This is a genomic window from Micromonospora sp. NPDC005367 (assembly GCF_040606825.1).
GTDB lineage: Bacteria > Actinomycetota > Actinomycetes > Mycobacteriales > Micromonosporaceae > Micromonospora.
The window spans coordinates 1-24,277 of sequence record NZ_JBEXFP010000073.1; the positions used below are offsets into that span (position 1 = coordinate 1).

The 24,277-nt window shown below is 65.9% G+C and carries 19 protein-coding genes and 3 pseudogenes; 12 read left to right on the forward strand and 10 right to left on the reverse strand.

Annotation, left to right across the window (positions count from 1 at the left end; all coding sequences use genetic code 11):
* Positions 1 to 410: 410 nt before the first annotated feature.
* Together ABZS42_RS30485 and ABZS42_RS30490 are read right to left on the reverse strand one after the other, a co-directional pair.
* A complete protein-coding gene (locus ABZS42_RS30485) occupies positions 411 to 1,295 on the reverse strand; it encodes a phosphotransferase (protein WP_355151185.1) in 885 nt (294 codons plus the stop codon).
* A 7-nt stretch (positions 1,296 to 1,302) separates the two neighbouring features.
* Entirely contained in the window at positions 1,303 to 2,667 is a 1,365-nt protein-coding gene (locus tag ABZS42_RS30490) for a hypothetical protein (RefSeq protein WP_355151187.1), read from the reverse strand.
* 955 nt (positions 2,668 to 3,622) lie between these two features.
* Between ABZS42_RS30490 and ABZS42_RS30495 the strand changes: the two genes are divergently transcribed.
* Entirely contained in the window at positions 3,623 to 4,543 is a 921-nt protein-coding gene (locus ABZS42_RS30495) for an Eco29kI family restriction endonuclease (protein WP_355151189.1), read from the forward strand.
* On the opposite strand, the gene ABZS42_RS30500 is transcribed toward ABZS42_RS30495, so the two are convergent.
* On the reverse strand, positions 4,544 to 4,966 hold the full coding sequence (locus tag ABZS42_RS30500; RefSeq protein ID WP_355151191.1) for a DUF4259 domain-containing protein: 423 nt from the start codon (positions 4,964 to 4,966) through the stop codon (positions 4,544 to 4,546). It lies immediately after the preceding gene.
* 150 nt (positions 4,967 to 5,116) lie between these two features.
* Between ABZS42_RS30500 and ABZS42_RS30505 the strand changes: the two genes are divergently transcribed.
* Complete coding sequence (locus tag ABZS42_RS30505) at positions 5,117 to 6,421, forward strand: DNA cytosine methyltransferase (RefSeq protein ID WP_355151193.1); 1,305 nt, start codon at positions 5,117 to 5,119, stop codon at positions 6,419 to 6,421.
* Positions 6,422 to 6,816: 395 nt separating this feature from the next.
* Complete coding sequence (locus ABZS42_RS30510; protein ID WP_355151195.1) at positions 6,817 to 7,233, forward strand: very short patch repair endonuclease; 417 nt, start codon at positions 6,817 to 6,819, stop codon at positions 7,231 to 7,233.
* 12 nt (positions 7,234 to 7,245) lie between these two features.
* Here the strand turns inward: ABZS42_RS30510 and ABZS42_RS30515 are convergent, their stop codons facing one another.
* Positions 7,246 to 8,328: an HNH endonuclease gene (locus tag ABZS42_RS30515; protein WP_355151197.1), complete on the reverse strand. Its 1,083-nt coding sequence runs from the start codon at positions 8,326 to 8,328 to the stop codon at positions 7,246 to 7,248.
* 25 nt (positions 8,329 to 8,353) lie between these two features.
* Positions 8,354 to 9,319 (reverse strand): GIY-YIG nuclease family protein, encoded by a 966-nt coding sequence (locus tag ABZS42_RS30520; protein ID WP_355151221.1) that lies wholly within the window; start codon positions 9,317 to 9,319, stop codon positions 8,354 to 8,356.
* A 657-nt stretch (positions 9,320 to 9,976) separates the two neighbouring features.
* Between ABZS42_RS30520 and ABZS42_RS30525 the strand changes: the two genes are divergently transcribed.
* The 4 genes from ABZS42_RS30525 to ABZS42_RS30540 are packed head-to-tail and all read left to right on the forward strand — an operon-like array spanning position 9,977 to position 16,925.
* Positions 9,977 to 11,104 (forward strand): sigma-70 family RNA polymerase sigma factor, encoded by a 1,128-nt coding sequence (locus ABZS42_RS30525; RefSeq protein ID WP_355151199.1) that lies wholly within the window; start codon positions 9,977 to 9,979, stop codon positions 11,102 to 11,104.
* The gene (locus ABZS42_RS30530; protein ID WP_355151201.1) at positions 11,101 to 14,166 is read left to right on the forward strand and encodes a DEAD/DEAH box helicase family protein; all 3,066 of its coding nucleotides are present in this window, start codon (positions 11,101 to 11,103) and stop codon (positions 14,164 to 14,166) included. The genes ABZS42_RS30525 and ABZS42_RS30530 overlap by 4 nt, the downstream gene beginning before the upstream one ends.
* 15 nt (positions 14,167 to 14,181) lie before the next feature.
* On the forward strand, positions 14,182 to 15,927 hold the full coding sequence (locus ABZS42_RS30535) for a hypothetical protein (protein ID WP_355151203.1): 1,746 nt from the start codon (positions 14,182 to 14,184) through the stop codon (positions 15,925 to 15,927).
* Positions 15,928 to 15,962: 35 nt separating this feature from the next.
* Positions 15,963 to 16,925, forward strand: a complete 963-nt coding sequence (locus ABZS42_RS30540; protein WP_355151205.1) for a restriction endonuclease — start codon at positions 15,963 to 15,965, stop codon at positions 16,923 to 16,925.
* Between the two features lie 16 nt (positions 16,926 to 16,941).
* Here ABZS42_RS30540 and ABZS42_RS30545 read toward each other — a convergent pair.
* From ABZS42_RS30545 to ABZS42_RS30560, 4 genes and pseudogenes are all read right to left on the reverse strand, one after another.
* Positions 16,942 to 17,652, reverse strand: a pseudogene (locus tag ABZS42_RS30545) (IS256 family transposase); the annotation flags it as partial.
* Positions 17,653 to 17,682: 30 nt separating this feature from the next.
* The gene (locus ABZS42_RS30550; protein ID WP_355151207.1) at positions 17,683 to 18,285 is read right to left on the reverse strand and encodes a transposase; all 603 of its coding nucleotides are present in this window, start codon (positions 18,283 to 18,285) and stop codon (positions 17,683 to 17,685) included.
* A gap of 20 nt (positions 18,286 to 18,305) precedes the next feature.
* Positions 18,306 to 19,244 (reverse strand): ISL3 family transposase, encoded by a 939-nt coding sequence (locus tag ABZS42_RS30555; RefSeq protein WP_355151209.1) that lies wholly within the window; start codon positions 19,242 to 19,244, stop codon positions 18,306 to 18,308.
* Positions 19,245 to 19,326: 82 nt separating this feature from the next.
* Positions 19,327 to 19,908 (reverse strand): annotated as a pseudogene (locus ABZS42_RS30560) (transposase); the annotation flags it as partial.
* Positions 19,909 to 20,169: 261 nt separating this feature from the next.
* Between ABZS42_RS30560 and ABZS42_RS30565 the strand changes: the two are divergent.
* The 4 genes from ABZS42_RS30565 to ABZS42_RS30580 all read left to right on the forward strand — a co-directional run bounded on the left by ABZS42_RS30565 (position 20,170) and on the right by ABZS42_RS30580 (position 22,524).
* The gene (locus ABZS42_RS30565) at positions 20,170 to 20,301 is read left to right on the forward strand and encodes a hypothetical protein (protein WP_355151211.1); all 132 of its coding nucleotides are present in this window, start codon (positions 20,170 to 20,172) and stop codon (positions 20,299 to 20,301) included.
* 575 nt (positions 20,302 to 20,876) lie between these two features.
* A complete protein-coding gene (locus ABZS42_RS30570; RefSeq protein WP_355151213.1) occupies positions 20,877 to 21,266 on the forward strand; it encodes a hypothetical protein in 390 nt (129 codons plus the stop codon).
* A 113-nt stretch (positions 21,267 to 21,379) separates the two neighbouring features.
* Positions 21,380 to 21,520, forward strand: a complete 141-nt coding sequence (locus ABZS42_RS30575) for a hypothetical protein (RefSeq protein WP_355151215.1) — start codon at positions 21,380 to 21,382, stop codon at positions 21,518 to 21,520.
* Positions 21,521 to 21,552: 32 nt separating this feature from the next.
* Positions 21,553 to 22,524, forward strand: coding sequence for a hypothetical protein (locus ABZS42_RS30580; protein WP_355151217.1), 972 nt, complete (start codon positions 21,553 to 21,555; stop codon positions 22,522 to 22,524).
* Positions 22,525 to 22,675: 151 nt separating this feature from the next.
* Here ABZS42_RS30580 and ABZS42_RS30585 read toward each other — a convergent pair whose 3' ends face one another.
* On the reverse strand, positions 22,676 to 23,944 hold the full coding sequence (locus ABZS42_RS30585) for a hypothetical protein (protein WP_355151219.1): 1,269 nt from the start codon (positions 23,942 to 23,944) through the stop codon (positions 22,676 to 22,678).
* Between the two features lie 129 nt (positions 23,945 to 24,073).
* Between ABZS42_RS30585 and ABZS42_RS30590 the strand changes: the two are divergent.
* Positions 24,074 to 24,277 (forward strand): annotated as a pseudogene (locus ABZS42_RS30590) (recombinase family protein); the annotation flags it as partial.

Sequence of the window (24,277 nt, forward strand, 5' to 3'; positions counted from 1 at the left end):
GTTTGCCGGTGCACCGGCAAACCCACCGCCGCCAGCCAGCGACAGGGCGCAGACCGCCGGTCGCCCGCCCCCGCAGCCCTCATGGCAGTACGGGAACGGGGAGCCACCCGGACAGTCGACGGAGTGCCCGGCGCGAGCACTTGCCGGTGCGTCGGGTCGCCGCCTGACTTGCCGCCCATTGGCACGTGCATCTGGATCTCCCTGGCGTGAGGCTGCCGCTGGTCCGTCGGTGTAGCGTGGGGCCCAATTGATCTTGGACCGGCTCGCCGACGTGTTCCTGGCGTTCACGATCGCGGGGGGTGACGGGGCCAACATAGACCCAGCGTGGTGGGTCACCGTGTGCCTCATCGTGTCTGAGCTGGCCGTGCGCGGGTGGCTGAGGAAGTTGCCCGTCCCCTACTCGGCGGGGTTCAGAGGATGTGCCACCGAGTAAGTTCGGCGCCGTCATCGCGCAGGCCCGCGATCCGGCGGTGCACCTCGTCGGCGGCCTCCGTGCCGGGACGGGACTTGCGGGCATTGGTGGCAATCATCTGCAGCTCACGCAGCTGGCACAGCTCCTCGAATTGAGGCCAAGCGGTGGCATCCCACCCGTAAGTGGTAGTGAACTCGGCGAAGGGCGTGTGGCCGGGCGGGTCGAATCGGCGACAGTGAACGGCGACCGTCGCGATGTCCCACTCGCGGGGTCCGAGGGCGGCGCCGTCCCAGTCGGCCAGTACCGGCGTACCGTCGAAGCGCCGCAGCGCGTTCCGTGTTTGCGGGTCGGACTGAATCAAGCTGGCCTCGTGCGGGAACCCCAGCGCGTCTAACCGGGCTGCCAGTACCCGGAGCCGGCCCATCAGCAGATCCCGCTCGTTCCCTTTTAGGATCGTCGAGCGGGAAACGGACCGCTCGATGCTGTGGATCGGCCGCAGGACGGGCAGCGGCATTGGCGGGGTCGGCAGGGCATGCAATTGGCGGAGCAGTGTTCCCAGTTCGGCGACGCTGATGGGTTGATCGTGTGCGGGGTCAAGACGCTGCCAGACCGTGACAGCGTGACCATCAACCCGCAACGGCTGTACAAGGGCCGAGTGGAGTCCCACCGTCGGAAACCCCCGGGCCTCCAGCCAGTCGACCACAGCCACCATGGCCCGTGCTCGCTCCAGGTCGGAAGAGGCAGGGGCGATCTTGATCACGACGTCGCCGACGGCGTAGACAGCGTTGGTGTGGTGCCGTAGCAGGGCGGCGTCTGCGTCGGGGTAGCCGAGCCGACGGCACACCTCGGTGAGCACCGGGCGGGTGCGCGCCTCGACGAACATGCGGCTCCTAGGGATCGAGCGCAGTGGTGGCCCCTAGCCTACGGGCGCGCTCGCGGCAGGCCCGCACGTAATCGGTCAACGCCGCCACCGCACCGTGGCGATCTCGCTCGGGAACCATGGAGATCACATCGGTAGCCCTGGTGAGGAGGATCTCTGTCTGCTGTGTCTCCGGTAGGTTCGCGATGGCGTCGTGGGCGGTCACCGCTGCTTCGGCCGCGCGTCGGTCCCGTACGAGGCACGCTGACCTGTCTAAAGCGAGGAGCGCTACGTCGATCGGTACGGCGGGTGCCTCGCCGTACAGTCGCAACGCCTCGTCTTGAACCCGGTACGCCCTAGCGGTGTCAGCGAGGCAGGTATACGTCCCCGAAAGGTAGAACAGAAGACGCTTCGCCGGAAACCGGAACGCCACGTCGGTGTCGTCGTCACCGGCCTGGTCGAATATCCGGCGGGCCTGGTCGATGGCTGACCGTGCCTGGTCGGCGGCCCCGAGTCTGGCCAACGCACGTGCCCGGCCGGCCGCAGCCAGGGCGCCCGGTGCCGATGCGGTCGAGGTGAGAGCCAGCGCCGCCTCGGCAAGCGCGACGGTCTGACCAGGGTCTCCGAAGTAGTACGGCAGCATCGCCGCCTGGGCCCGCACCAGCCCCCTCAGCCGGGCCTGCCCGCTGTCATCCGCCGCGCGGATCGCCGTGCCGTACCATCGCTGCGCCTCGGCAACCTCCCCGAGTCGCATCAACGCATCCGCGCACATCGTCGCCAACAGCGCCGCCACCCCAGACAGCCGAGCCTGGACCGCCGCCGGCTGCCGTCGCCCTGACAGAACCTGCACCTCCCGGCAGTCACCCGCCAGCAGCGACAGCATCACCCCCGGAGAGGCCGACGGGTATATCCGCATGTGCTCACCCACAGACTCCTCCATGAGCTCGAGATGCCGCGGAGCGACGCTCGACGATGCCAGAGCCCCATCCAGGCCCAGACGCAGCTGCGCCAGGACGCCGACCTCTACGCGGGTCCCGACTCCGATCACCGGCTGATTCACGACGTCACCTGCAGCCGAGAGCCACCGCAGCTCCTCGACACCGTGCCCTTCTTCGTCCCGGCCGAGCCCCATGGCCGGACGCGGGATGCTTAGGCCGACCGCGATCCGCTCCAGAACCTCGTAGGCCGTGACCTGCCGGACGCCCTTGGCGATCTCGGCCGCCCGATTGGGCGAGACATCAACGAGCGTCGCGATCCTGCCGTAGGAAACTCCCCGGGCATGAAGAAACCGGAAGACGGCACTGACATCCCGCCGCCGCAGGAACTCGCCTATCGGCCGGCCGTTCCAGACTCCCGAGCTCCACCACTCGGGGTTCACCTGCACGCCCACGATCACCCCCGACCAGACCACAACCGGTTGTCAGCACAGCGCATCCGCGCCGTCACATCAAGTCAATGGCGACCGAGTCGGCGGACGCCCACCGAGCTTGGATACGCGCGCCACCATCCGGAACGCCCACCGTGAGCCCTCACGATGTCGGCCCGATGGGTTTCGTCACCTGCACTGCCATTGGATCGGTTGTCTTGCCTGCTCTGTGAGCCTCAGGACGATGGCCGGCGCCGAGCCGCGCGACGCGGTGGTAATGCCGTCACCCGGCCCCCGAGCAACCCTCGCCGGTAACGACATCCCGATCGTCCCGCCCGATTTCGTGCCACGGTGCTCCGAGGCAGCAGGCGAAGGCGGCCGGGCAAGCACCCCCTTCCCCTGTTCTCTTGCCCACCCCACGGGCGCGCGGGCGGTCGTCAGCGGATCTGAGGTGCGCTCTCCGACGCACGGACGACGGCTGGCCGGCACACACGCAGCGTCCCATCCGGGCGACCTGACGATGGCGCCTTTTCGGCTGTCAGGGGGGGGTGCAGCGGCGTGCGGCGGGGAATCACCTTGCGATACGCGATGCGCCACCCAGCCTCTTCCCGGCGTGCAACGTCCTCGTAGACCACACTGCCCGCGCTGCCGGTGGCGGAGACCCCGCATGACGGACGTCCTCACGGTGAGGTGGAGCGCCGGCGCGCCCGGAATAGAATATCAATTATGTCTACAGATGCCTCGGCAGTAGAGAGGCCTCCCGGTCCCGTCGTACATACCTCGTGGGCACCGACTATCGGAAGGTCGCTACTCCGAGGCAGACGTGTGGGAGGCCGGTGGTGTCCCGTCGACGAGGTCTGGCCTACCTATGCACCGCCAGCCAGCGCTTAGGCGTTGACAACCGGCAGCCGACCGGAGGGTAGCCACGCGACGGTCGGTGCCGGTAGGCGAGGAAGCCACCCAGGTGGCCCTGTAACCTCTAAACGTGCCTTCGCCGAGTCGTCGCGCGCGCGACCGCGGTCAAAGTTTCGTCGAGCGACTCGCGGCCCTCGCCGACGAGTTGCAGGCGATCGATCCTCCCCGTCACACGGGGACCCGCAACGCTCTGCGTGGGGCCCTCGCCGCTGAGGCGAAGCGGCTGGACCAGGCCGTTACTCGCCTCGACCCAATCTTGAGGCCACGGGGCCTGTTTGATCCCAGCGCTCCCAGCACCACGGGTCGTATCGTCGCACTGACCATGATCGCCCAGCAGAGGCATCCACTGGCGGCCCTCAGGCCCTTCTATGGGGCCGGGGTATACGCGCTGTACTACAACGGCCCCTTCGACGCGTACTCGCCGATTTCCCGTACGGAGCAGCCGATATATGTCGGCAAGGCGGACCCGCAGGAGGCCGAGGCGAAGGATGCGGTTAGCCAAGGAACGCGCCTTCATCGTCGTTTGAACGATCACCGCGGGAGCATCCGGAAGGCCGCCTCGACCTTGCGCCTCGAGGATTTCGAATGCCGATTCCTCATCGTGCAGACAGGGTATCAGAGTGCGGCCGAGGAACAGCTCATACAGTTCTTTCAGCCGATTTGGAATAACGAAACGAAGATCTGCTTCGGAATGAGCAAGCATGGCGATAAGGCCGAGACTCGCAAGAATAAGCGATCACCTTGGGATACGCTCCACCCAGGGAGGGAGTGGGCGGACGCCCTTGCCGAGGACCAGAAGCCGGAGAGCCTGATCCGAAAGGAGATCAACATCCACTTCAGACGAGTGCCGCCCCACAGTTCCCTCGAGTCAATCATGGCGGGCGTCATTGGTGACCTTGCACAGCTGGCACCTACTAGTTTCACCACCGCCGCCGGGGAAGACATACCTGTTGAAGCAGATTCACACGAGAACATGCTTAACGATGTGTGACTACGGCGTCACCGCCGAGATGAGGTAACTCCGAAGGCTTTCGACGACAGCGAGAGCCTCTTCTTCCTCGATGTTGTCAGCCCACCGCAGCCGCCAGGCTGAACCGGTCGCTAGCACTTCGCCGAGCGCTCGCACGGCCAGGTCTCGAATTGATGAATCGACTGCCATGGCCCCTTTGTCGGACAGGAAGCGTGGAGCGTGCGCCGAGTTCGAGAAGGGCACGCCGCTGAGCGATTGGAGCGCCACGGCGGCCGCCGCCACCGCTCGAGCGGCTTCCCCGGCCGTGAGGGCCCGCCCGGCCACCGCCACCGCAAGGGTGTCGCGTACGAGTTCGGCGCGTTGTTCGAGGGGGGCGGCCTCTAGGGCATCGCACCACTCTACCGCGTCGTCGTTGTCGAACGGACCGAGCTGCCAGGTCGCCATCGCCCTCCTCACGATGGCAATACCCAACCACACCCCGAGTCGCGTGGATGCTGCGGCTCGGACGGACTCAGCTGACACCGAGACCCGGCGGCTGCGACACACCCGCGATTCACCTTTCCAAGATCGACAACTCCGCGGTATGCTCCTTCCATGTCTGAGCCGCCCGAAGAGCAGATCAGGGACCGCACCTCGGTGGAACTTTTCGCGGGCGGCGGCGGCTTGGCGATGGCTGTTCACCGGGCGGGCTTTCGTCCTCTCCTGGTCAACGAACTGGTCAAGTACGCGTGCGACACGCTTGAGGCCAACGCCGCCGTTGACCGCGGCGAGACCGAGCGGGTGCCCCTCCCCGGCGAGAGGTGGCCCTTGGTCAGGGGTGACGTCAGCGGGGTCAAGTTCGACTATCTATGGGATCGGGTGGATCTCCTCGCTGGGGGACCCCCATGCCAGCCGTTCAGCCTGGGCGGCGTCGCGAGGGGCGACGAGGACAAGCGGAACATGTTCCCGGAGATGTTTCGCGCCATCCGCAAGATCCAGCCCAAGGCCGTCATGTGCGAGAACGTGCGTGGCCTGCTGCGCCCGTCCTTTCGACCGTACTTCGAGTACATCGAGCGCGAGTTGCGACTCCCCTTCCAGGAGCGTGACCACGACTCGACCTGGCGCGACCATGACGAGGTGCTCAAGGAACGTCTGGCTGAGGATCCGCCGGACCCCAAGCGGCGGTATGACGTCGTCACCACCACGGTCAACGCCGCCGATTACGGCGTTCCGCAGATCCGCAACAGGATTATCATCGTGGCGTTTCGATCGGATCTGGGAGTCGACATCGAACGCTTCAAGCGGTCGGTGCGTCCGCGGTACTCGGAGGCGGCGCTGGTTCGATCGATGCTCGACGGCACCTACTGGCGGCGGCATCCCCAGGTCCCCGAGCACGTACGCGAGCGCGTCATGTCCCGACTACCAACCACCGCTCCCGAGGATGACGGCAGACTGCCGTGGCGGACCCTCCGGGATGCCCTCCAAGGCCTTGACGGGCAGCCCTCCCTTCCGCCCGTGCCGTGGGATCGGCTAGATCGGCGAGAGCACAATCTCGGTGGGTTCACCGACCACATTGGCTGGCCAGATGCACGCATCTACGCCGGCCACACTCCGAACGAACTCGACCGACCCGCCAAGACGGTCAAGGCGGGAGTGCATGGTGTCCCCGGCGGTGAGTCGGTGATGTTGACCGACGATCTGTGGCCTGAACCGGCCAGCGAGAAGCCGTATCCCTACCGGCATCGGTATATGACGGTACGGGAGACAGCGCGCGTCATGACCTTCCCGGACAATTGGCTGCTCGCCGGGCCTCGGGGCGAGAAGATGCGCCAGCTCGGCAACGCTGTACCCGTCGTTCTCGGCGAGTTCTTCGCGAAAGCCATCGCCGCGGCTCTCGACGAGGCCGAGAGCCAGCGGTGACCACCACTGCGGCCAGATCCGAGAGTCACTGGGCGGACAAGCCACCGGACTCGAGAGCCTGGAGGGGCCGGCGCGGCCGCAGCCGGAAAGCGGCATCCCTGGAGCAAGATCGTGCGGCCGGGGGACCCGATCGGCGATGGGTTGACCTCGGCGATGGACGTCGGGCCCGCGCCTCCGTGGACCTCAAACTGCTGCCCCGGACTCGCCGGATTCGGGCCTATCTGCGATGGTCTGACAGGGGCCGCTCGCCCGCTCGATACTTGGGCGAGGTCGAACACGACACCCGGGCCGATAACCTGGCCGAGGGATGGCGGTTGGCCTGGGCCCGAGGGCTTCTCACCCCACCGGACACCGCCTCATCGTCCTGGGCGAAAAGCCCAGCCGTACGGACCGTCATGCGCGCGAACAAGGCTCGGGATACAGGCCCGGAGCGACGAGTACGCTCACTTCTGCACAAGATGGGCTTGCGGTACCGGGTCAACGCCAGACCACTGGCTGGCCTGCGTCGAACCGCTGACATCGTCTTTCCCGCAGCTCGCGTCGCGGTCTTCATCGACGGCTGCTACTGGCATGGCTGCCCCGAGCATTACCGTCCCGCTCGCGCCAACGACCGCTTCTGGAGCGACAAGATCGCTGGGAACCGCGCCCGCGACGCGGAGACCAACGGGCTACTCACCGAAGCCGACTGGACCGTGATCAGGATTTGGGAGCACGAGGATCCGGTCGAGGCTGTCAAGCGCGTCGCGGCTGCGGTTCGGGCGGCGGCGTCTAGCCGGCGAGCTCGTTCGGAACGGACCGCTCCGTCGTCTTGATTTCGGGCGGCGTTAGTGGTTGGGCGGATCGCGAACCGATCCCGGTGATGGGGAGTCAGCGGACTTCGGCCGCGTTCGCCCGACGGAGCTCGCTGGCGCCATCGGTGGCGTGCCTCCGTAGACATGGAGGTGATGCCACGTCAGATACTTTGCCCGCGGAGAAGGCGCGGTCGCCGGCAGGAGAAGGGAATCCGCCAGTGGCGGTCGGCCGAACGCGGCTCGAGCCGCCGTGTCGGTACGCACGGCGTTCGCGAGTGAGGGCTTCAGGTGGATGCGCAGGCCGCCGTTGACAGTCATGAGCCCGGTGTCGAACGCGATGTCATGCGTGGGGCAGGCGGTGAGGCCGTTACGCGCGTCCAAACGCTCGGCCGGCGTACTCGCCCGCCATGGCTTGATGTGGCTGGCGACCAGCATTCGAGCGGCCCTGCCGCCCGCCATCTTCACCGACAGGCCGCAGAAGACACAGCGATGGTCGTGGTTGCGGAGCACCTCGTTGGCGAATCGGTGCTGACCGACACGGGCGGCGGCGACAAGGAGACGTTCCGTCGTCTGTTCATCAAGGTCGGCTCGCGACTTAAGCCAGTCAATCGAGGTAGCCTGTACCGCGCTCTCGACCTCCGCTGTCTCTAGCTGGGCTTGACCGCTAAGTCGCAGGTCAGCGCCGTCGTCCGCGAGGCCGAGAAAGTCCGGTAGGTTCTTCGAGTCGATGCCAACGTCTCGGGCGGCGGCGAGTATGACCCGGTATACGGCACCGAGGCGCCCCGGGACCGCGAGGAGATGAGCGGCAACCTCGATCTCGTGTTTGGCGCCGTTGCGTCTGCTGCCGTCAAGGTTCGCCATCTTGGCCAAGACGCTGCTGTTCGGACGTTGGAATAGGCGCCCGAGCGTGGGGACGGGCTCCTCGGCCAAGTGCGCGGTAGAGCCACCGTACTTCCTGTGGTTGACCAGGAAACTCGCGGCGAGACACGTCAGCGTCTCGACAGGAAGGAAGTTGACCTGTCGGCCCGCTGTGACCGGGGCACGCGTGAGGATGGCCTGCCACTGCCCACGCGCGGCGGCGGAACTAATGTCGACGTAATCTATGAAGTTGGGCACTCCCGGCTGCCTCTACTAATCGAAGTTACGCGTCGAGCTCGAAGAGTGAAGTGGGGTCGCCAGCTCCCGAGTCCACCGCCTCCGCGTCCACCGCGCCAGCGGCGAACTGGCGTGGACCCGGGGTGAAGAGCACATCACCGCCCGACTCCCGTCGCCACCAGCCGAGGGCGCTGCCATACCGTCGACGCTCTTGATACAGGATGAGGTAGCCAGGCAGGGCGGTCATCTGCCATCCAGCGGGTAGAGCGGCGACTAGATGCTGGGCGAGGTTTCTGGCGGTCAGAGGCTCCGCGGGGACGACCATCGAGAGGTCCCGGTAGGCCTCTCTGGCGGAAGCGCTAGTTTCGAAACGGAGAAGGTATGGGAGCTGCGCCTTCGCGGCTTCCAAGGCGACCGCTATCTGCTGCACGCCCGGCCGCAGGTGGCACTGGTACTCAAGGTCAATGGGATAGGTGGCGTCGAAGTGCGCTGCCTTGACCACGCTCGTGTCGCGGTTGCGCCCCGGATCCTTGTTGCCGAACCCGTTGGTGTTCCACGGGATACTGTCGCGTTTCCGATACTTCTTGATAAGCAGCTTCTCCGGCGCTGCCGCGTCCAGATCCTCATCGACGTAGACACACACGAACTGGACGGCTGCGGAGTCGAGCCCCGTTCTGCCAGACAACTTGCGCAGGTGTTGGGTCAGCCGGTCCTGCAGCGACCTGGCGGCCTTTCCGACGTAGACGCGTTCCCCCTTGAAGAACAGCGCGTACACGCCGGGGCGCGCTAGTACTGCGGAGAGCGCGACCGCCGTCAAGGGCGCGGGCTTGAGAGGCCGCAGGGTGGTTTCCAACTGATCGGCGAGGGCGCGGGTGATGCTGAGGCGAAACTCAGCCGCCCACTTTTCTGCCAACGCTGCCTCCGAGAGTTCGCCGATCCGGGTTTCGCAGTCTGACATGTCTGGCCCTGCGCGCAAAACAGTCGTAGAGACTTTCGCTCTGGCCGCCAGCACCGTCAGCAAGTGGCGATGTCGCGGCAAACTGTAACCAGTCCAGCGGTGGCAGGACAGCGCACGGCTGTAGTCGCCGTCGTGGTCAGGACCCGGCCACCCACGCGACATCGTTGCCGCCACACCGTTAGGGCCGGCCGTCTTACGGACAGCCCGCAGACCGGCATCCGCAGGACATCAACTTTCCGACATGGTCGGACACCCGACTGTCAGCATACGAACAGCACTCACGTTCTCCTTGGGCACGCCAGGTCGCCCGAATGGATGATTTTCAGGGTCGGTAAATCGGCCTGCGAAGGCTCGCGCATGCGAACAGAAGGGCGCCGAGTGGTCGACGGCCCCGCGGGCACGAGGGCCGCCGGAGCAGGGCATACGCATCGTCGAGCAGGCCATGCCTATACGTGGGCTACGGCAGGAACTTATCTGAGCGGAAGGAGGCCGTCAACGCTTCGGGCGTAACGCGCTTTCACCGTGAACCATAACGAGTGACATTGACACGCCCGAAATGGACTCCTGCCCGAACCCTTGCGGGGCGAGTAGAACTGCTCCATGTTTCTCAGGAGCAGGCGAAAACAGGGGCGAGACCGCGAGGGCCTTATCAACCCATGGGCTTCAGGCCTTGGGACGTCAGGTTGGACAGCGTGAGGAGGAGACGTTCGGGTGAGCGAGGGTGATGACTTCGCCCGCTGCGTGGCCGTCCTGGCCGACGACGCGGAGCGGGCGGGGAAGCTGGAATGGTCCGACGTGGTACGCGTCGTCACCGCACGCGGCCTCGGCGACGCGCTGCCAGAGATCGTTTTGGCCCTGCGCGACCTCGGGCTCGAGGTGGACGCGCCAGTTGGCATCGCGCCTGACGGCGGGCGGTCGGCTAGACGCGACGCCGCCACCTTGCCAGCGTCGATGCGGATTCACGCCATTCTTCGAGGGGAGGACGAGGTCAACCTCGGCAGGCGCATCCAACTCGGCCTCGCCGCCGCTGAGACTGCTGCCAGTCTGGGAGCCGATCCCGACCCGCCAGCGCGTGCTCTAATCGATGACGGCCGACAGGCCCGGGACACGCTCATCCTCGCGAACATTCGCCTTGTGATCAGCATGGTGCGCAGGTATACCCACCGGTCGGGCGACCTGGACTTCGACGATCTGGTGCAGGAAGGTGTGAAAGGCCTTCATCGAGCAGCTGAGAAGTTCGACCCCGAGAAGGGCTTCAAGTTCTCCACCTACGCGTCGTGGTGGATTCGGCAGTCCGTGGAGCGCGCGATCGCCGACACCGGAACCCTCATCCGCCTCCCTGTCCATATCTGGGAGCAGGTCCGCAAGGTCGAGAACTACGCGCGCTCCTTCGAGGCGCGGAATGGCCGTCCCGCTAGCCTCGCGGAGATCGCCGACGGCGTCCAGGAAGACCCGGCACGAGTGCAGGCGCTCCTGGATTGGTCTTCCCCGGTCGTTCATCTCGACGCCACCGTGGCCGCCGTCGATGGCGACGCGACTCTCGGCGATTTTGTGCTGGTGGCCACCGAGCCTGGCCCCGAGGACGCGGTCGTCACCTCGGACGTCGCGGTCGGGCTGCGACAGCGATTGACCGAGGTTCTCGATCCCCGGTCGCTGCGCATTGTGGAGGCCCGCTTCGGCTTCGGGGATCAGGACGAGGCGACACTGGAGTCCATCGGGACCGAGCATGGCATCAGTCGGGAACGGGTGCGCCAGCTCGAGGCCAAGATCCTCAGTGTTCTACGTGAGGATCGCGATGTTCGCGCGTTGGCGGAACTGGTATTGGGGAGAGCGGCATGAGGCAACACGAGGCGCACACTCGTTTCGTGCGGTGGCTCGACGAGCGAGTCACCGCGGAGGGCCGCGGCGACCACACGGAGACGCTTGACGTTGACCCGGCGGGGGTCTTCTGGTTGGGACGGCTCGCACCGGAGAGGGCCGCCATCGCCCGCCCCGGCCGCGAGCGACGAATGGATCCATGCGCCATCGGCATCCGGCTGCGGCCCGCCGCAGCCGGGCCATGGGCATTCACCGTCCGGATCACCGCCTGCGGCTGGTACCAGATCGCCAACGGCGAAGGTAAGAAGTCCTCGAACAAGTGGGCGAAGACCGAGGTCATCGAGGTGGAAGTTCCGATCATCATGGATCTAGGGCTTCGAGAGAAGACCTTCGGCGCGGACAAGATCACCGCTCGCCTGCAAGAAGTGGGAATAGCCGCGTCGGCGGAAGTCCGGGTCAGTGACGAGTCGTGGCGAGACGCCACCCCCGAACTCACCGTGGAGTTCGTGAACACGACAGAGGAGAACAAGGGGCCTCGCGGAGAGCGGTACCTGTTCCAGACCCAGCTGACGATCTTCGACCTGCCGACGGTGCCCTACACCCTGGAGAGCCTGCCTGACAGCTTCCGCTACGACCGGAGCCTCACCGCGATTGGTATCAACTGCGGCGTCAACTCCCAGCGCAACAGCCCAATCCTCACCACCGCCGACACCATCGTCGTCGAACGGAGACGCCCCGAGTACACGTTCGACGGCACCGCACCCGACCAACTCGACCTTGGCTTCCACACCCTCGCCACGGACCCGATCCCGCATCTCACCGCGCTGACACTCGCCTACGAGGAGTGGGGAAAACAGCACTGGTCCGACGACACGCTCACCCGCCGCGCGACCACCGGCGGCTGGAGCGCGGAGATGCTCGCCGAAGCCAGGGAGGCCGCCGGCCATCACCGCGCCGAGGTCGAACGGGTACGCCGCGGCGTGGCGATCCTCGGAGAGAGTGACGTCCTGAGGCGGGCATTCCAGCTCATGAACGAGGCGATGGCCACAGCCGCCCGCGGCCGCTACCACGGCTGGCGCCCATTCCAGATCGGCTTCATCCTCTCGGTCCTACCCAGCCTCACCGACGGCCCAAGCGAGTGGGACACCGTGGAGATCGTCTGGTTCGCCACCGGAGGCGGCAAGACCGAGACATATCTCGGCCTGCTCATCCTCGCAGCGTTCTTCGACCGGCTTCGCGGTAAACGATCCGGCATCACCGCCTGGAGCCGGTTCCCCCTACGGATGCTCTCCTTGCAGCAGACGCAGCGGTTCGCCGACGCGCTCGGCGCTGCGGAGGTCGTGCGGCAGGACCATGCCATCAAGGGGCATCCGATCTCGTTGGGATATTTCATTGGCGCGTCATCCACGCCCAACGACATCCCGAAACAGCCCACCGAATACAACCCCATCGACGTCGAAGACGACGCCATGCCCAAGCGGTACAAGGTCCTCAGCCGCTGTTCCTTCTGTGCCGAGCAGACCGTTGAGGTGCGATTCAACCGACGCGTGTGGCGCCTGGAACACTTCTGCGCGAACCCCGCGTGTCGCACCAAGGGCGAACCGCTGCCCATCTATGTCGTCGACGCCGAGATCTACCGGTTCCTACCCACCGTCGTCATCGGCACCCTCGACAAAGCGTCAGTCGTCGGCATGCAAGCGAGCATGCGCGGCTTCGTCCACGGACCAACGGCATGGTGCACTCGCGACGGGCACGGCTTCACCTACGCCAAACGCGGCTCTCGCAAGGGCGGCTGCCTCGTCCCCGACTGCGACGCCGTCACCACCCCGATCAACGAAGAGCAACGAGCCCGCTTCGCCCCCAGCTTCCGGCTGCAAGACGAGCTCCACCTACTCCGGGACTCACTCGGCGCGGTCGACTCACACTACGAGGCCATCCTCGACGGCCTCCAGCGCGAACTCACCGGAACGTCGCCGAAGATCATCGCGTCGTCGGCGACCCTAGAGGGTTACGAACGCCAGGTGGACGTGCTGTACTCCCGCCCCGGCCGAGTGTTTCCCCAACCCGGACCTCAGGCGGGACAGAGCTTCTGGAGCCGCGAAACCAATCAACTCCTGCGCCGATTCGTCGCCGTGTGGCCCCGCGGCGTCACCCTGGAATGGGTGTCCGACCGCACCACCACGATCCTGCAAGACAGCGTCCGACGGCTGATCAGCGCCCGAGACGCCACGTGCGCCGAGATCGGCATCGATCCCGCCGTCGCCGACGACCTGCTCAACCTTTACGGCACCGACGTGATCTACGGCAACACTGTTCGTGACGTCGAAGCCGCCCGACGTTCGATGGGCACCCAGGTACCCATCGACCCGCTGCGGGTGGAGTCGCTGACCGGCCAAACAAACTTCGCTGACGTCCGCGACGTACTCGACGACCTACTTAGCCCCGAAGACGAGTTCGCCGAACGCATCCACGTCGTCACCGCCTCATCGATGCTCTCCCACGGCGTCGACGTGGACCGCCTCAACATCATGACCGTACTCGGCGTACCGCTCACCACGGCGGAGTTCATCCAAGCCACCGCCCGCGTCGGCCGCACCTATCCCGGTCTCGTCTACGTAATTCACAAGGTAGGACGCGAGCGCGACTCCACCGTCTACAGCCACTTCCAAGCCTTCGTCGAGCAAGGCGACAGGTTCATCGAACCCATCCCAGTCACCCGCTCCAGCCGCCGAGTACTCGAACTCACCACACCCGCAGCGGTCGAAGCGCGACGCCTGTTCGTGCATGAACCCAAGTCTCCACGGCAGCGCCTCACCACCGTTGACCTGCTCCGCGACTACGTGAACCTCACCGGGCTATCGCCGCAGGCCGAGGTCGACGCCGTCGCGACCACCCTTGGCATCCGGGACACCGAACATCTGCTGCGCGAGGACCTCGAGGTCGACCTACTCGAGGGCTACTTCGTCCGCCTGCAGGAATTCGGAACCGGCGCGCGGTGGCCCACCGATCTACTCGGCCGCGACCGCAAGCCGATGCTGTCGCTGCGCGACGTTGAAGCCCGCATCCCGATCAGCGACGACTAGCCCAAGGACCACGTGATGAAAGACAACCGCAGCGGCTCACAAGTCCTCTACGGCTTCCTACCACAGCAGACCGGTGACCTGCGAGGCGGCATCTACCGCACCGTCGAGTGGAAAGACCCTCTCCGCGTCGACGTCGACGACAGCGTCATCCGCCGCAAACTGATCGAGCAAGTCAACGGCTGGTCCTTCCGCGGCGACGACGCGGGCATCGCACGCGGCTTGCACGCCGGCCACCCAATCGAGGTCGTCGAAGTCAATCCGGACCGTGGCGTACGCATCGAACAGTTCCCCAACGTCTACATCTGCCGCGCCTGCCGCCTAGTGGAAGACCGCTATCACCCCAACTGTCCGGCCTGCGGAGCCAAGAAGAGCTGGGATCAACTTCACTTCGTCGGCTACCACGAATGCGGCATGCTCGAAGCCCCTAGCATTCCACGCTGCCCCGTCCACAACTTGTGTCGCATGCCCTACCAAAAAAGCATGGAAGCCGCCCGCATTCGGTTCGTCTGCCCCATCTGTGAGAGGCAGACCCGCCAGGGAATGGGTTTCCGCAAATGCCCATGCGGGCGATCATGGAACAACACCCGAAGCAACCCAACGATGCTCGTCTACAACATCCACCGAGCCTCCACCGTATACACACCCCAGACGTTCGCCCTGATCAACCCACGTAACCGAAAAAGAATGGCCGAGATCACCGAAGCCGGCGGCCCCCGGCGTGCCCTCGCCTGGGCCATCGGCGGGTTCGTTTCACTCAAACCAGGGTCCGACAAGCCAACCAGGTCATCGGCCATTGACAACTTCATGAGCCAAGGCTATTCACGATCCAGCGCGGAGGCCATGGCCGCCATCGCCAGCGCCGCCGGCGAACTCGCCCCTGAGGAGGAGATCGGTCGCCTCGCGAACGCGCCAGCCGGCCGAATCGAGGCCACTGAACGCGAGGCGGTGGAAATCGCCCTGGCCACAATTGAGTCACGCATACGAATCACTGACCTGACTCGACCCGAGACGCCAGCCAACGCCCGCACCATGTACCAACATGACTACCCGGCCGCCATCAACAGAGCTGGCCTCGAAGCCATCGACCTCGTCGACAAGTTTCCAGTCCTCCGGGCCGTCTACGGCTTCACACGAGGCGGCCTCGAACCTGGCAAGGGACGCCTCAACCTGTTCCCAGGCCGCCGCGGCACCCGCGTCTACGCCGACCCCCAAGAATCCGAAGCCCTGATGTTCCGCCTCGACCCGCAGCGCGTCCTCACCTGGCTCAATCGCCGCGGCCACGCCCTACCCCACGCCGCCGACGCGAGTGACGCCCGGGCCATCGTCGCCGGCCACGTCGTCACGCCCGACCGCTTCACCGACGAACCCGACGCGGCCCCCGCCGGCCGCGACCTACTCGAGCTCATACACTCCTACGCTCATCGCGTCATCCGTCAACTCTCCGTCTTCGCCGGCGTCGACCGCGAAAGTCTCGGCGAATACCTGGTACCCAGCCACGCCACGTTCTTCATCTACGCCGCGACGCGTGGAGACTTCGTCCTCGGCGGCGTCCAAGCCGTCTACGAGAACAACCTCCACCATTTCCTCAACGCCTTCATGGCCGCCGAAACCCGATGTGCCCTCGACCCGGCGTGTCGCCGCCACGGCGGCGCCTGCCACGCCTGCCTTCACCTCGGCGAGCCGGTCTGCGACCGATTCAACCACTACCTCGACCGAGCGACCCTGTTCGGCCACGACGGCTACCTCGCCACCCATATCTAGTCTTTCGGCCGCGACAGAGAGGACGCAAGCCGGAGATGACCACCACAACAACAACCAAGAGCATGCGCATCGCGCCGCAGGCGTACGAGGCGCTCGCCGAGGCACTTGCGGTAATCCATTGGAATAAGCAGCCGTACGAGACATATGTCCGCCGCCACCTTCACCGTCACCCCGAGCTGCTCGCGCGCCTCGACTTCACCCAGACGAAGCGCATCGTGGCCGCAACCTTGGTCGATCTACTTCAGAGCGTAACCGCCTACGACGAGACAACTCTCACGATCATGACCGAAATCGCCGAGATGACGACCTTCCCCAACCTCGCCCGGCAGACCGACGCTGCTGAGCGGATCGCGGTCGCCCGCAGCGCTGTAAGCGTCCTAGCAGACTTGACGAGTCGACACCGACGCGATCTCCATCAGAGAGAACGCCTTCAAGCGGCTCGGGAAGCGGAGGCCCAAGCCGCCGAGGCCAAAAGGTTACATACCCGCGCGATGTCATCTCTCAAGGCCGACTTTCTCGACCTTCACCGAGCGACTGACCCTCACAGGCGAGGGCGGCAGTTCGAGCATGTCCTAAATCACCTATTCGACCTTCATGACATGGAGCCGAGGCTCGGCTACGCGGTAGACCACGAGCAGATCGACGGGTCACTGCACTTTGACACCGATGACTACCTCGTCGAGGCCAAATGGTGGAAACACCCCGTCGACCGAGCCGAGGCGGACGTCTTCGCCGCGAAGATCTGCCGCAAAAGCCGCAACACTCTAGGCATCTTCATCGCCGTGAACGGCTTCACCGAAGGTTTCCTCCAAGCAGCCCATCCAGGCGGAACGCCCTTCATAACCGCCGACGGCAACGATCTCTTTCACGTCCTCGACGGCCGCATCGCCTTGCCAGAACTTCTTCGCACCAAACGCCGTCACCTCAACGACACTGGCAGTTGCTGGTGCCCGGCAAGAGGCATGGTCGGAGGGTCTGTCAAACGAACAACGGTGTAACTCGGGTTGTTGACGGCTACTTGCGGCCTGCGGACAGGCGTCCTTCGAAGGCGATGTCGAAGGCGTTGAGGGCGGGTTTCCAGCGCATGGTCCAGCGCCGGCGGCCTTGTCCGGTGGGGTCGAGGCTCATGACCGCGAGGTAGACGCACTTGAGCGCGGCGCCTTCGTTCGGGAAGTGCCCGCGGGCGCGGACGGCGCGGCGGATGCGAGCGTTGACGCTCTCGATGGCGTTGGTGGAGCAGACGACGGTGCGGATCTCGGCATCGAAGGCCAGGAACGGCACGAACTCCGCCCACGCCTGCTCCCACAACCTAACGATCGCCGGATACTTGCCGCCCCACGCTTCGACGAACTCGGCGAACCGGGCCCGGGCCGCCGACTCGGTCGGCGCGGTGTAGACCGGCCGCAAGGCTTTGGCGATGGGGTCCCAGTGCTGCCGGCCGGCATACCGGAACGAGGCCCGCAGCAGGTGGATCACACAGGTTTGCACGACGGCTTCGGGCCACACCTCGGCGATCGCGTCGGGGAGGCCTTTGAGCCCGTCGCAGACCACCATGCACGCGTCGGCGACTCCGCGGTTCTTCAACTCGGTGAGGACCTGCAGCCAGAACTTGGCGCCTTCGCCGCCGTCGCCGGCCCACAGGCCGAGGATGTCGCGGGTGCCGTCGACGGTGACGGCCAGGGCCAGGTAGATGGGCCGGTTGGCGACCTTCCCGTCGCAGATCTTGGCTCTGTCGCTGTTTGTGTGAAGAGGTTCTCAGTGCGCGAGCAGGACGCGTTTGCGAAGTAGGTCGAGGCTGGCGCGGCCGAACATCTGGCGTTTGATCATCTTGAGGCGGTTGATGTTGCCTTCGAACGGGCCGGAGCTGTGCGGCAGGGTCAGGCCGTTGCGGACGGCATCGAAGTCGCGACGCAGGTTGCGGGCGAACCCGGCCAGGGGCGTGAGGGTGTCGTGTTCGACGGCGGTGATCCATGCGTCGAGGCGGTCGCCGTGTCGGCCGGTCATCATGGCCGCGAAGGCTCGCACGTGTTTGACCAGCCGGTTGATGTCCCGATCGCGGCTGCGAACCTCGCGCAGCTTGGCCGTATCGCGGGGGTCGAGATGGTCGGGATGCGTCATGATCCATGAGGTGACCTGGCGCACTGAAGGCGGTTTCGGGCCGGGGTGCGGGGCGTGGCCGTGGCCTTTGCGGAAGCGGCGTAGGTAACGCTGGACGGCCAGTTCTCCGCCGGGATAGCCCTGCTGTTTGATCTCTCGGAACAGCTGCGTGGCGTTGCGCTGTCCTTCGTTCCAGCGCTGGTGCAGGTAGGCGACGTAGTCGTCGACCAGGTGCGCGCGTTGCTCGGTGACGGCGGTCAACTCGGTGAAGCTGGCCGCGTTCAGGTATTGCGGACCGTGGCCTGGTGCAGGCCGAGCTTGCGGCCGATCGCGGACTTGTTCAGTCCCTGTGCGGCGAGCGCGTGAACAGCGCCGTGGTGTTCACGCAGGCGGGTCACGATCTTCTTCTCGGGTAGCGGCTGCACCTCGGCGGGCATGGTGTCGTCGGCTGGTGACGGTGCCGCGGCGACGAGCCGGGACCGATACGCGTTGACGGTCTTCTCGACCGCCTGCCCCAGGTTCTGCCAGAGGTGGAACCGGTCCGCGACCTGCAACGCGTCCGGTGCACCGGTGCGGGCGCCTTCGCCATAGCAACCGGCGCGGTCGCGGCAGATCACCTCAACTTCGGGGTGCTGCCGCAGCCACGCGGCGAGGCTGTCGCCGTCACGGCCGTCGAACATGTCGACCGGACGGTGGCTGGTCATGTCGATCAGCACGGTGCCGTAGCGACGCCCCCGGCGGAACGCGAAATCGTCGACGCCGAGCACCGTAATCGGTGACATCAGCGGATCGGGTAACGCTCTGACCAGCCGCAACAACGTGTCGCGGCCCACGGCCGCCCCGATGACCGACGTCAGCCGGGAACCGGCCCGGCCAGCCAACGCCAAACCGATCTGCGTCAGCATTCCTCGCAGCCCCGGCGTCAACCGCGCATGGGGCGCGGTTAGCCCACCGATCTGTTCGGCGAAAGTCTTCGCCGGGCAGCCGGTGTTGTCGCAGCGGAACCGCCGGACCTGCACCTGAAGCAGCAGCCCCATCCCCGCTATCGCGACATCCCGCAGCCGCCGCTGATAACGCCCATGAACCCTGCCCGACCACTGCCGGCAACGGCCGCAACGCGCAGTCGTGGCCCGAGCCCGACCTGACAGCACCACTACGCCGTCATGCTGCTCGACAGCTTCGATCGACAGACCCGACAGATGCGGCAGTAGCTGCTCCACAAGCGAACACGCTGAACATGATCAACGAGACTGCCCTACCCGTGGCGAACCGTCCACATCACAAGATCGGCGACAGAGCCCAGATCTTCACGTGCACCGCGTCGAGGAAGATCACCGGGTAAACCGGGTCCAGGGGCCGGTTCTGCCACTCGGTCATGCCCTCGATCACCTTGTCGGTGATCGTCGAGATGGTCTGCCGGGACACCTCGGCGCCATACACCTCCGCCAGGTGGGCCTGGATCTCGCCGGTGGTCAGGCCTTTTGCGGACAGGGAGATCACCATGTCGTCCACCCCGGACAGCCGGCGTTGCCGCTTCTTCACAAGCTGCGGAGCGAAGCTGCCATCGCGGTCGCGGGGCACATCGATCTCGACCGGGCCGACGTCCGTCAACGCCGTCTTCGATCGCACCCCGTTCCGGGAGTTCCCACCGTTCTTCCCGGCCGGATCGCCCTTGTCATAGCCCAGGTGATCGGTGATCTCACCTTCCAGGGCCGACTCCAGGACCCGCTTCGTGAGCGGCTGCAACAGCCCGCCATCACCGGTCAGCTGCAGACCCGCCGCGCGGGCCTGCTCCACGAGCTGGGCGACCAGCTCCGCGTCGATACCGTCCGCCGGTTGTCCCGGCCCGTTCTTCGCCACCGCGGCAGTATCCACGACGGCCATCGATTCTTCGGACATCAGGTGCTCCTCCTTGATCAGGAGTTACACCGTTCGTCTTACAGTCCCTAGCCGCATCGGACGGATAGCTTGGCTAACATGAGTTCGGTACGTCGTGCGTGGCCTGGGTCGGGCGTGTCCGTTCGAGTCGGCTTGACCGCGATGTGTGTGACGATGTGTGGAACTCTTGTGAAGTCACTCCTGGGACAACCGGATGAGTTCAGGTCTCATAGGTCAGGGAAGTGCACCGGGAGGAGGCGGGGACGCATGGCTCGTGTTGTGCAAGTTATTCGGGGTTTCGCCGAGACCGCTACCACCATCGGCATCGCGGTGACGGGAGGGTTCCTGGCCCAGACCAGGCACGACGAGCCCGCCGGAGAACTCGGGCTTGATCCCTGATCGCGGACACTGTAGGCACCTGTGGTGATGGGTGGCCGAGCGGGCGACGTACTACCGGCTCGACGGCTCGACGCAGTCGTGGCGGGGACCGTAGCGGCCTGCGTCGAGGCATCTCTGTGCCGGACATGGTGGGCGACTGGCCGGGTGTTTGATTCTTGACACGCCTCGCGCGGTCGAGTCGATGGCCGCGTGGACCGTTGTCGATCTCTGGACGGTGCCGTTGCCCTAGTGGGCGACAACGAGTGGATCACCATGCTGGACGCCCGCTAACTGGGTAACGCCCACCTGGGTGTGATAGCCAGAACCGACGGTCGGACCATCTGCGGGAGCGGCGGGCGCAGTAGCTCGCTGATCGGCCGTTTTTCGTTGGCCGACTCCGAAGCGCCGCACCCGAGTGGGCGCTGGCGCTGGGTGTATGGCCCATGCCGGGCGTCAGTCCATGCGGATACCTTGATACTTCTGGGTGCTTCTCCGTGCGGTGAGCCTCCAGACGTCGCAATGAGCCGGGCCACCCCATCCGTCGCTACGGGAGACTTTCCGGCGTCGGCTTAGCCTTTTAGGACAGAGGGGCGCGAATGCGGATCGCGGGCAGCGTCGATGTCGATGCCGCGATGAAGGGACTCCGCGAGGCGCAGACGGTCTTCCACTCCGAGGCGGACTTTCAGCACGCCTATGCCTGGGCGGTGCACCGCCTCGACGGCGCTGTTCAGGTCCGACTCGAGGTGAGGCAGGACGCGCGCGAGTACCTCGACCTGCTCTGTTTCGGTCCCCAGGGACGGACGGCCATCGAGTTCAAGTACTTTACAGTCCGCTGGGAGGGCGTCGACCTCGACGCCGGGGGGGGGAGTTCCGGCTGCGCACTCATGCCGCCTCCGACGTGGCACGCCGTGACTTCGTATTCGGCATTGTCCGGCTGGAGCAGTTCTGTCGCGCCAGCCAGGTGCCGATGGATGGCCTGGCGCTGATGCTTACAAACTATCGCGGTCTGTGGGAGCCCCCGGTCCGAGGTCGACGGACTCGGTACCACGAGTTCCGCATCCACGAGGGCGGACGGCTGAGCGGCACGCTTCGCTGGGGCATGGATGACGACCATCACCTGCCGAACCAGCGCGAGCTGGCCGGTCACTACCACCTGAGCTGGCGAGACTTCGCCCGGCTCGACGGCCGCAATGGCTCCCTTCGCTGGCTACCCGTGCCCGTGGATGCACCCGAAACCTGACACATGATCACCGCGCGACAGGAGGCGGCCCAATGCCCCACCCGAAACCGTTCACGGCCAGGTGTCACACCCACCATTTTCCCGCCGGACTGATTTCGCCGCGCGCGGTATTGAAGTTCACCACCGACGATCTCGTGCATGCGCTGTTCACCACCGGCCGCGCACCCGGTGACCGGTTCTCCCACGGCCTGGCCTCGGTTTGGGAACTGATCCATCGGGCATCGCTCATCCCTGCCTACGTCCGCCGTACCGATGGGGGAGGGCTGGTTAGGTCCGCCCTGGCCCGCGAGCTGGACCGCTCGGAGAAAGGATCGCTGTCATACGCCCTCGGGCAGGCGATGACCGGCATCTTCTGCCGGCACAAGCTGGACGTCGACTACCTGCTGCACGCCGACCGATACACCAGCCGGTGGAGCGTGACGTTCGGTGCCACCAGGAAGCGCCCCGACCTCTTCGGCTGGAGTCACCAGGGGTGGGTGGTCGCCGAGGCCAAAGGGCGGTCGAACACGATGGAAGCGAGCCTGGCCACCGACCTCGCGGCGCAGAAGCGTGCCATCAAGTCCATTGAGGGGCAACGGCCATGGCTCGCCCTGGGCTGTGTCGCCTCTTTCCCACCCCACCGACACGAGCTGGCCGTTGACGCGGTCGATCCGTCCGAGGATGGAGCGGCGTCGGTCGACATCGACCTGGACCTCGACCGGTACCTGCTGGCGTACTACGAGCCGTTCCTGACGGCAATTGCCGCCGGGACACCCGACACTCGGGATCAGCGCTACATCGCTGCCCGCTTCGACCTCCTCGACCTGAGGATCGGTCTGCGCCGCGACGTCGCCGACCGGGTCCAAGCGGCTGCGCAAGGGAACGTTGCGGGCCTTCACGCAACGATGCTCGATTTGCTGGGCGCAGACTTTCAGCCGAACGAGGCGGCTACGGTGTTCCCCGACGGCACGCTGGTCAGCACAAATTGGGAAGAGGCCCTCACCCTCAACGACTGGTACTTCTGACGGCCCCGGTGGCAGACGGTCCTGCTCGCGCGATTGTCGGCATCAGTTCCTGCGGCTACGGCGCGCGGCGCCATTGCAACGGTCAGGTGGTTCGCCTTCCTTGGCCGCCGGTGGCTCGCGTTACGCGTGATACAACCCGTCGGTCGCCGATTCAGGCCGGTATGTCCACTGTGCGGGGCCAGGCCATCGGCGATGGCGCTCGGACGTCGGCCGGGAGATGGGGCACGAGGGCGGGCTCCAGGTGGCGCAGTTTCGCGTGCACCGAGTTCCAGGTCCCTTGCGTGAGCCGTTCCACAGGGCAGCGGCAGCTGTTGTGGTTCTCGTTCGGGGTGACACGGGCACGTACGCAGGCGAAGGCGTCGTTGCCGACGTCCGCGCGCAGCAGGTGCCACCGACCGGCTTGCTGCTCCACGGGAGTCGCGGCGAAGACCTCGGGAGTCTGGGGCAGGTACAGGTGGTCGCCGTGATGACGCACGAGGTAGAGCCCGTCGACCGGGTCGATCTCGTCGCCGGCGGGCTGGTGGGTGGCCAGCCAGGCGACCGCGTCGGCGGCGGAGCCCGGCCCCCACAGGTATTGCGTCGGGACACGGGTCGTGACGTATCGGGAGTCGAAGCGCTCGGCCTCGTAGCCGTCGGGCACCCCGCGGTACAGGATCCACTGGGTGGTGGGATCCTCATCGGCGGTGAGGTTCTCCGTGCGCGTGAACTCCTGGAGCCCGCTGGTCGGGTTCCAGCCGACTGCGAGCGTCTCGCGTCGCACTGGTGCCGGGTAACACCTGCCGTCTGGAGTCGAGACGCCCCATAGCTGATTGATGAACTCGGCAAGGTCACGCAGCTCGAGTGTCGCCTCGACCGGAGTGTGGATATGATGTGGTCGCGCGTGGGCGAGGTGGTTGCGCATCTTGACGACCACCTGTTCGCCCTGTCGGGTCCGTTGTCCCCGCAAGAGTTCGTGTTCGCGTGCCCATGCCAACAGGTCGGTGAGCATGCCAGCGAAGCGCCTCGGCGCACCGCTACCAGCGGGCAGGCGGAGCTTACGTCTGTGCAGATGCTTGGCGATGTCGTCGTAGTTGGCACTGGTCAACGGCTGCGGCCGGCCCTCTTCGTCGGTGAACGGGATCACCCGGCCGCGGTAGAACTCGACGAATCGAGCACGTAGAGCGGGCTCGTAGAGGCCGATGGCAGCGTCAGCAACGACAGTAAACTGCTCGTAGTCGACCACACCCAAGCTGTGCTGACCACGCAGCCGCTCGAAGCTCGCCCGAAGATCGGCAGGCACAGCATCGGTCAGCACCGCGCCGGCGACCTGGGAGCGCTGAAAGGCAAGCGCGTCATCCTCATGTAAGAGCCCACCGAGGCTCAACCCCATCGAGGTGAAGCGCCGCGTCCGCTCATCCGGCTTCGTCAACTCAGCAAACACGTCTACTCCCCGTCATCCTTCATGGCAACAGGACAGCATCCACCCCCGCAGGCGCAGCCGGCATCCCATATTCGGATGAACAGCCAACGACCGTCCGGCACCTGGGTCTGCTGAACCGATAGGTGACAGGTGTGGAACACGCAACGCAAAACCGAGATCCTGCTCGACGTCGATGACGTCGCGCTGGGACACGAGACCAAACTGCGGTGGAACCCCGCCGAGGACTGGATCTACTCCGGCACCCTCGCCCACGAACCACTCGTCGATGACGACACCTTCACCCGCGTCCAGACCCTGCTCGGCAGCACCGGCAAACGCCCCGACGGAGTCAGG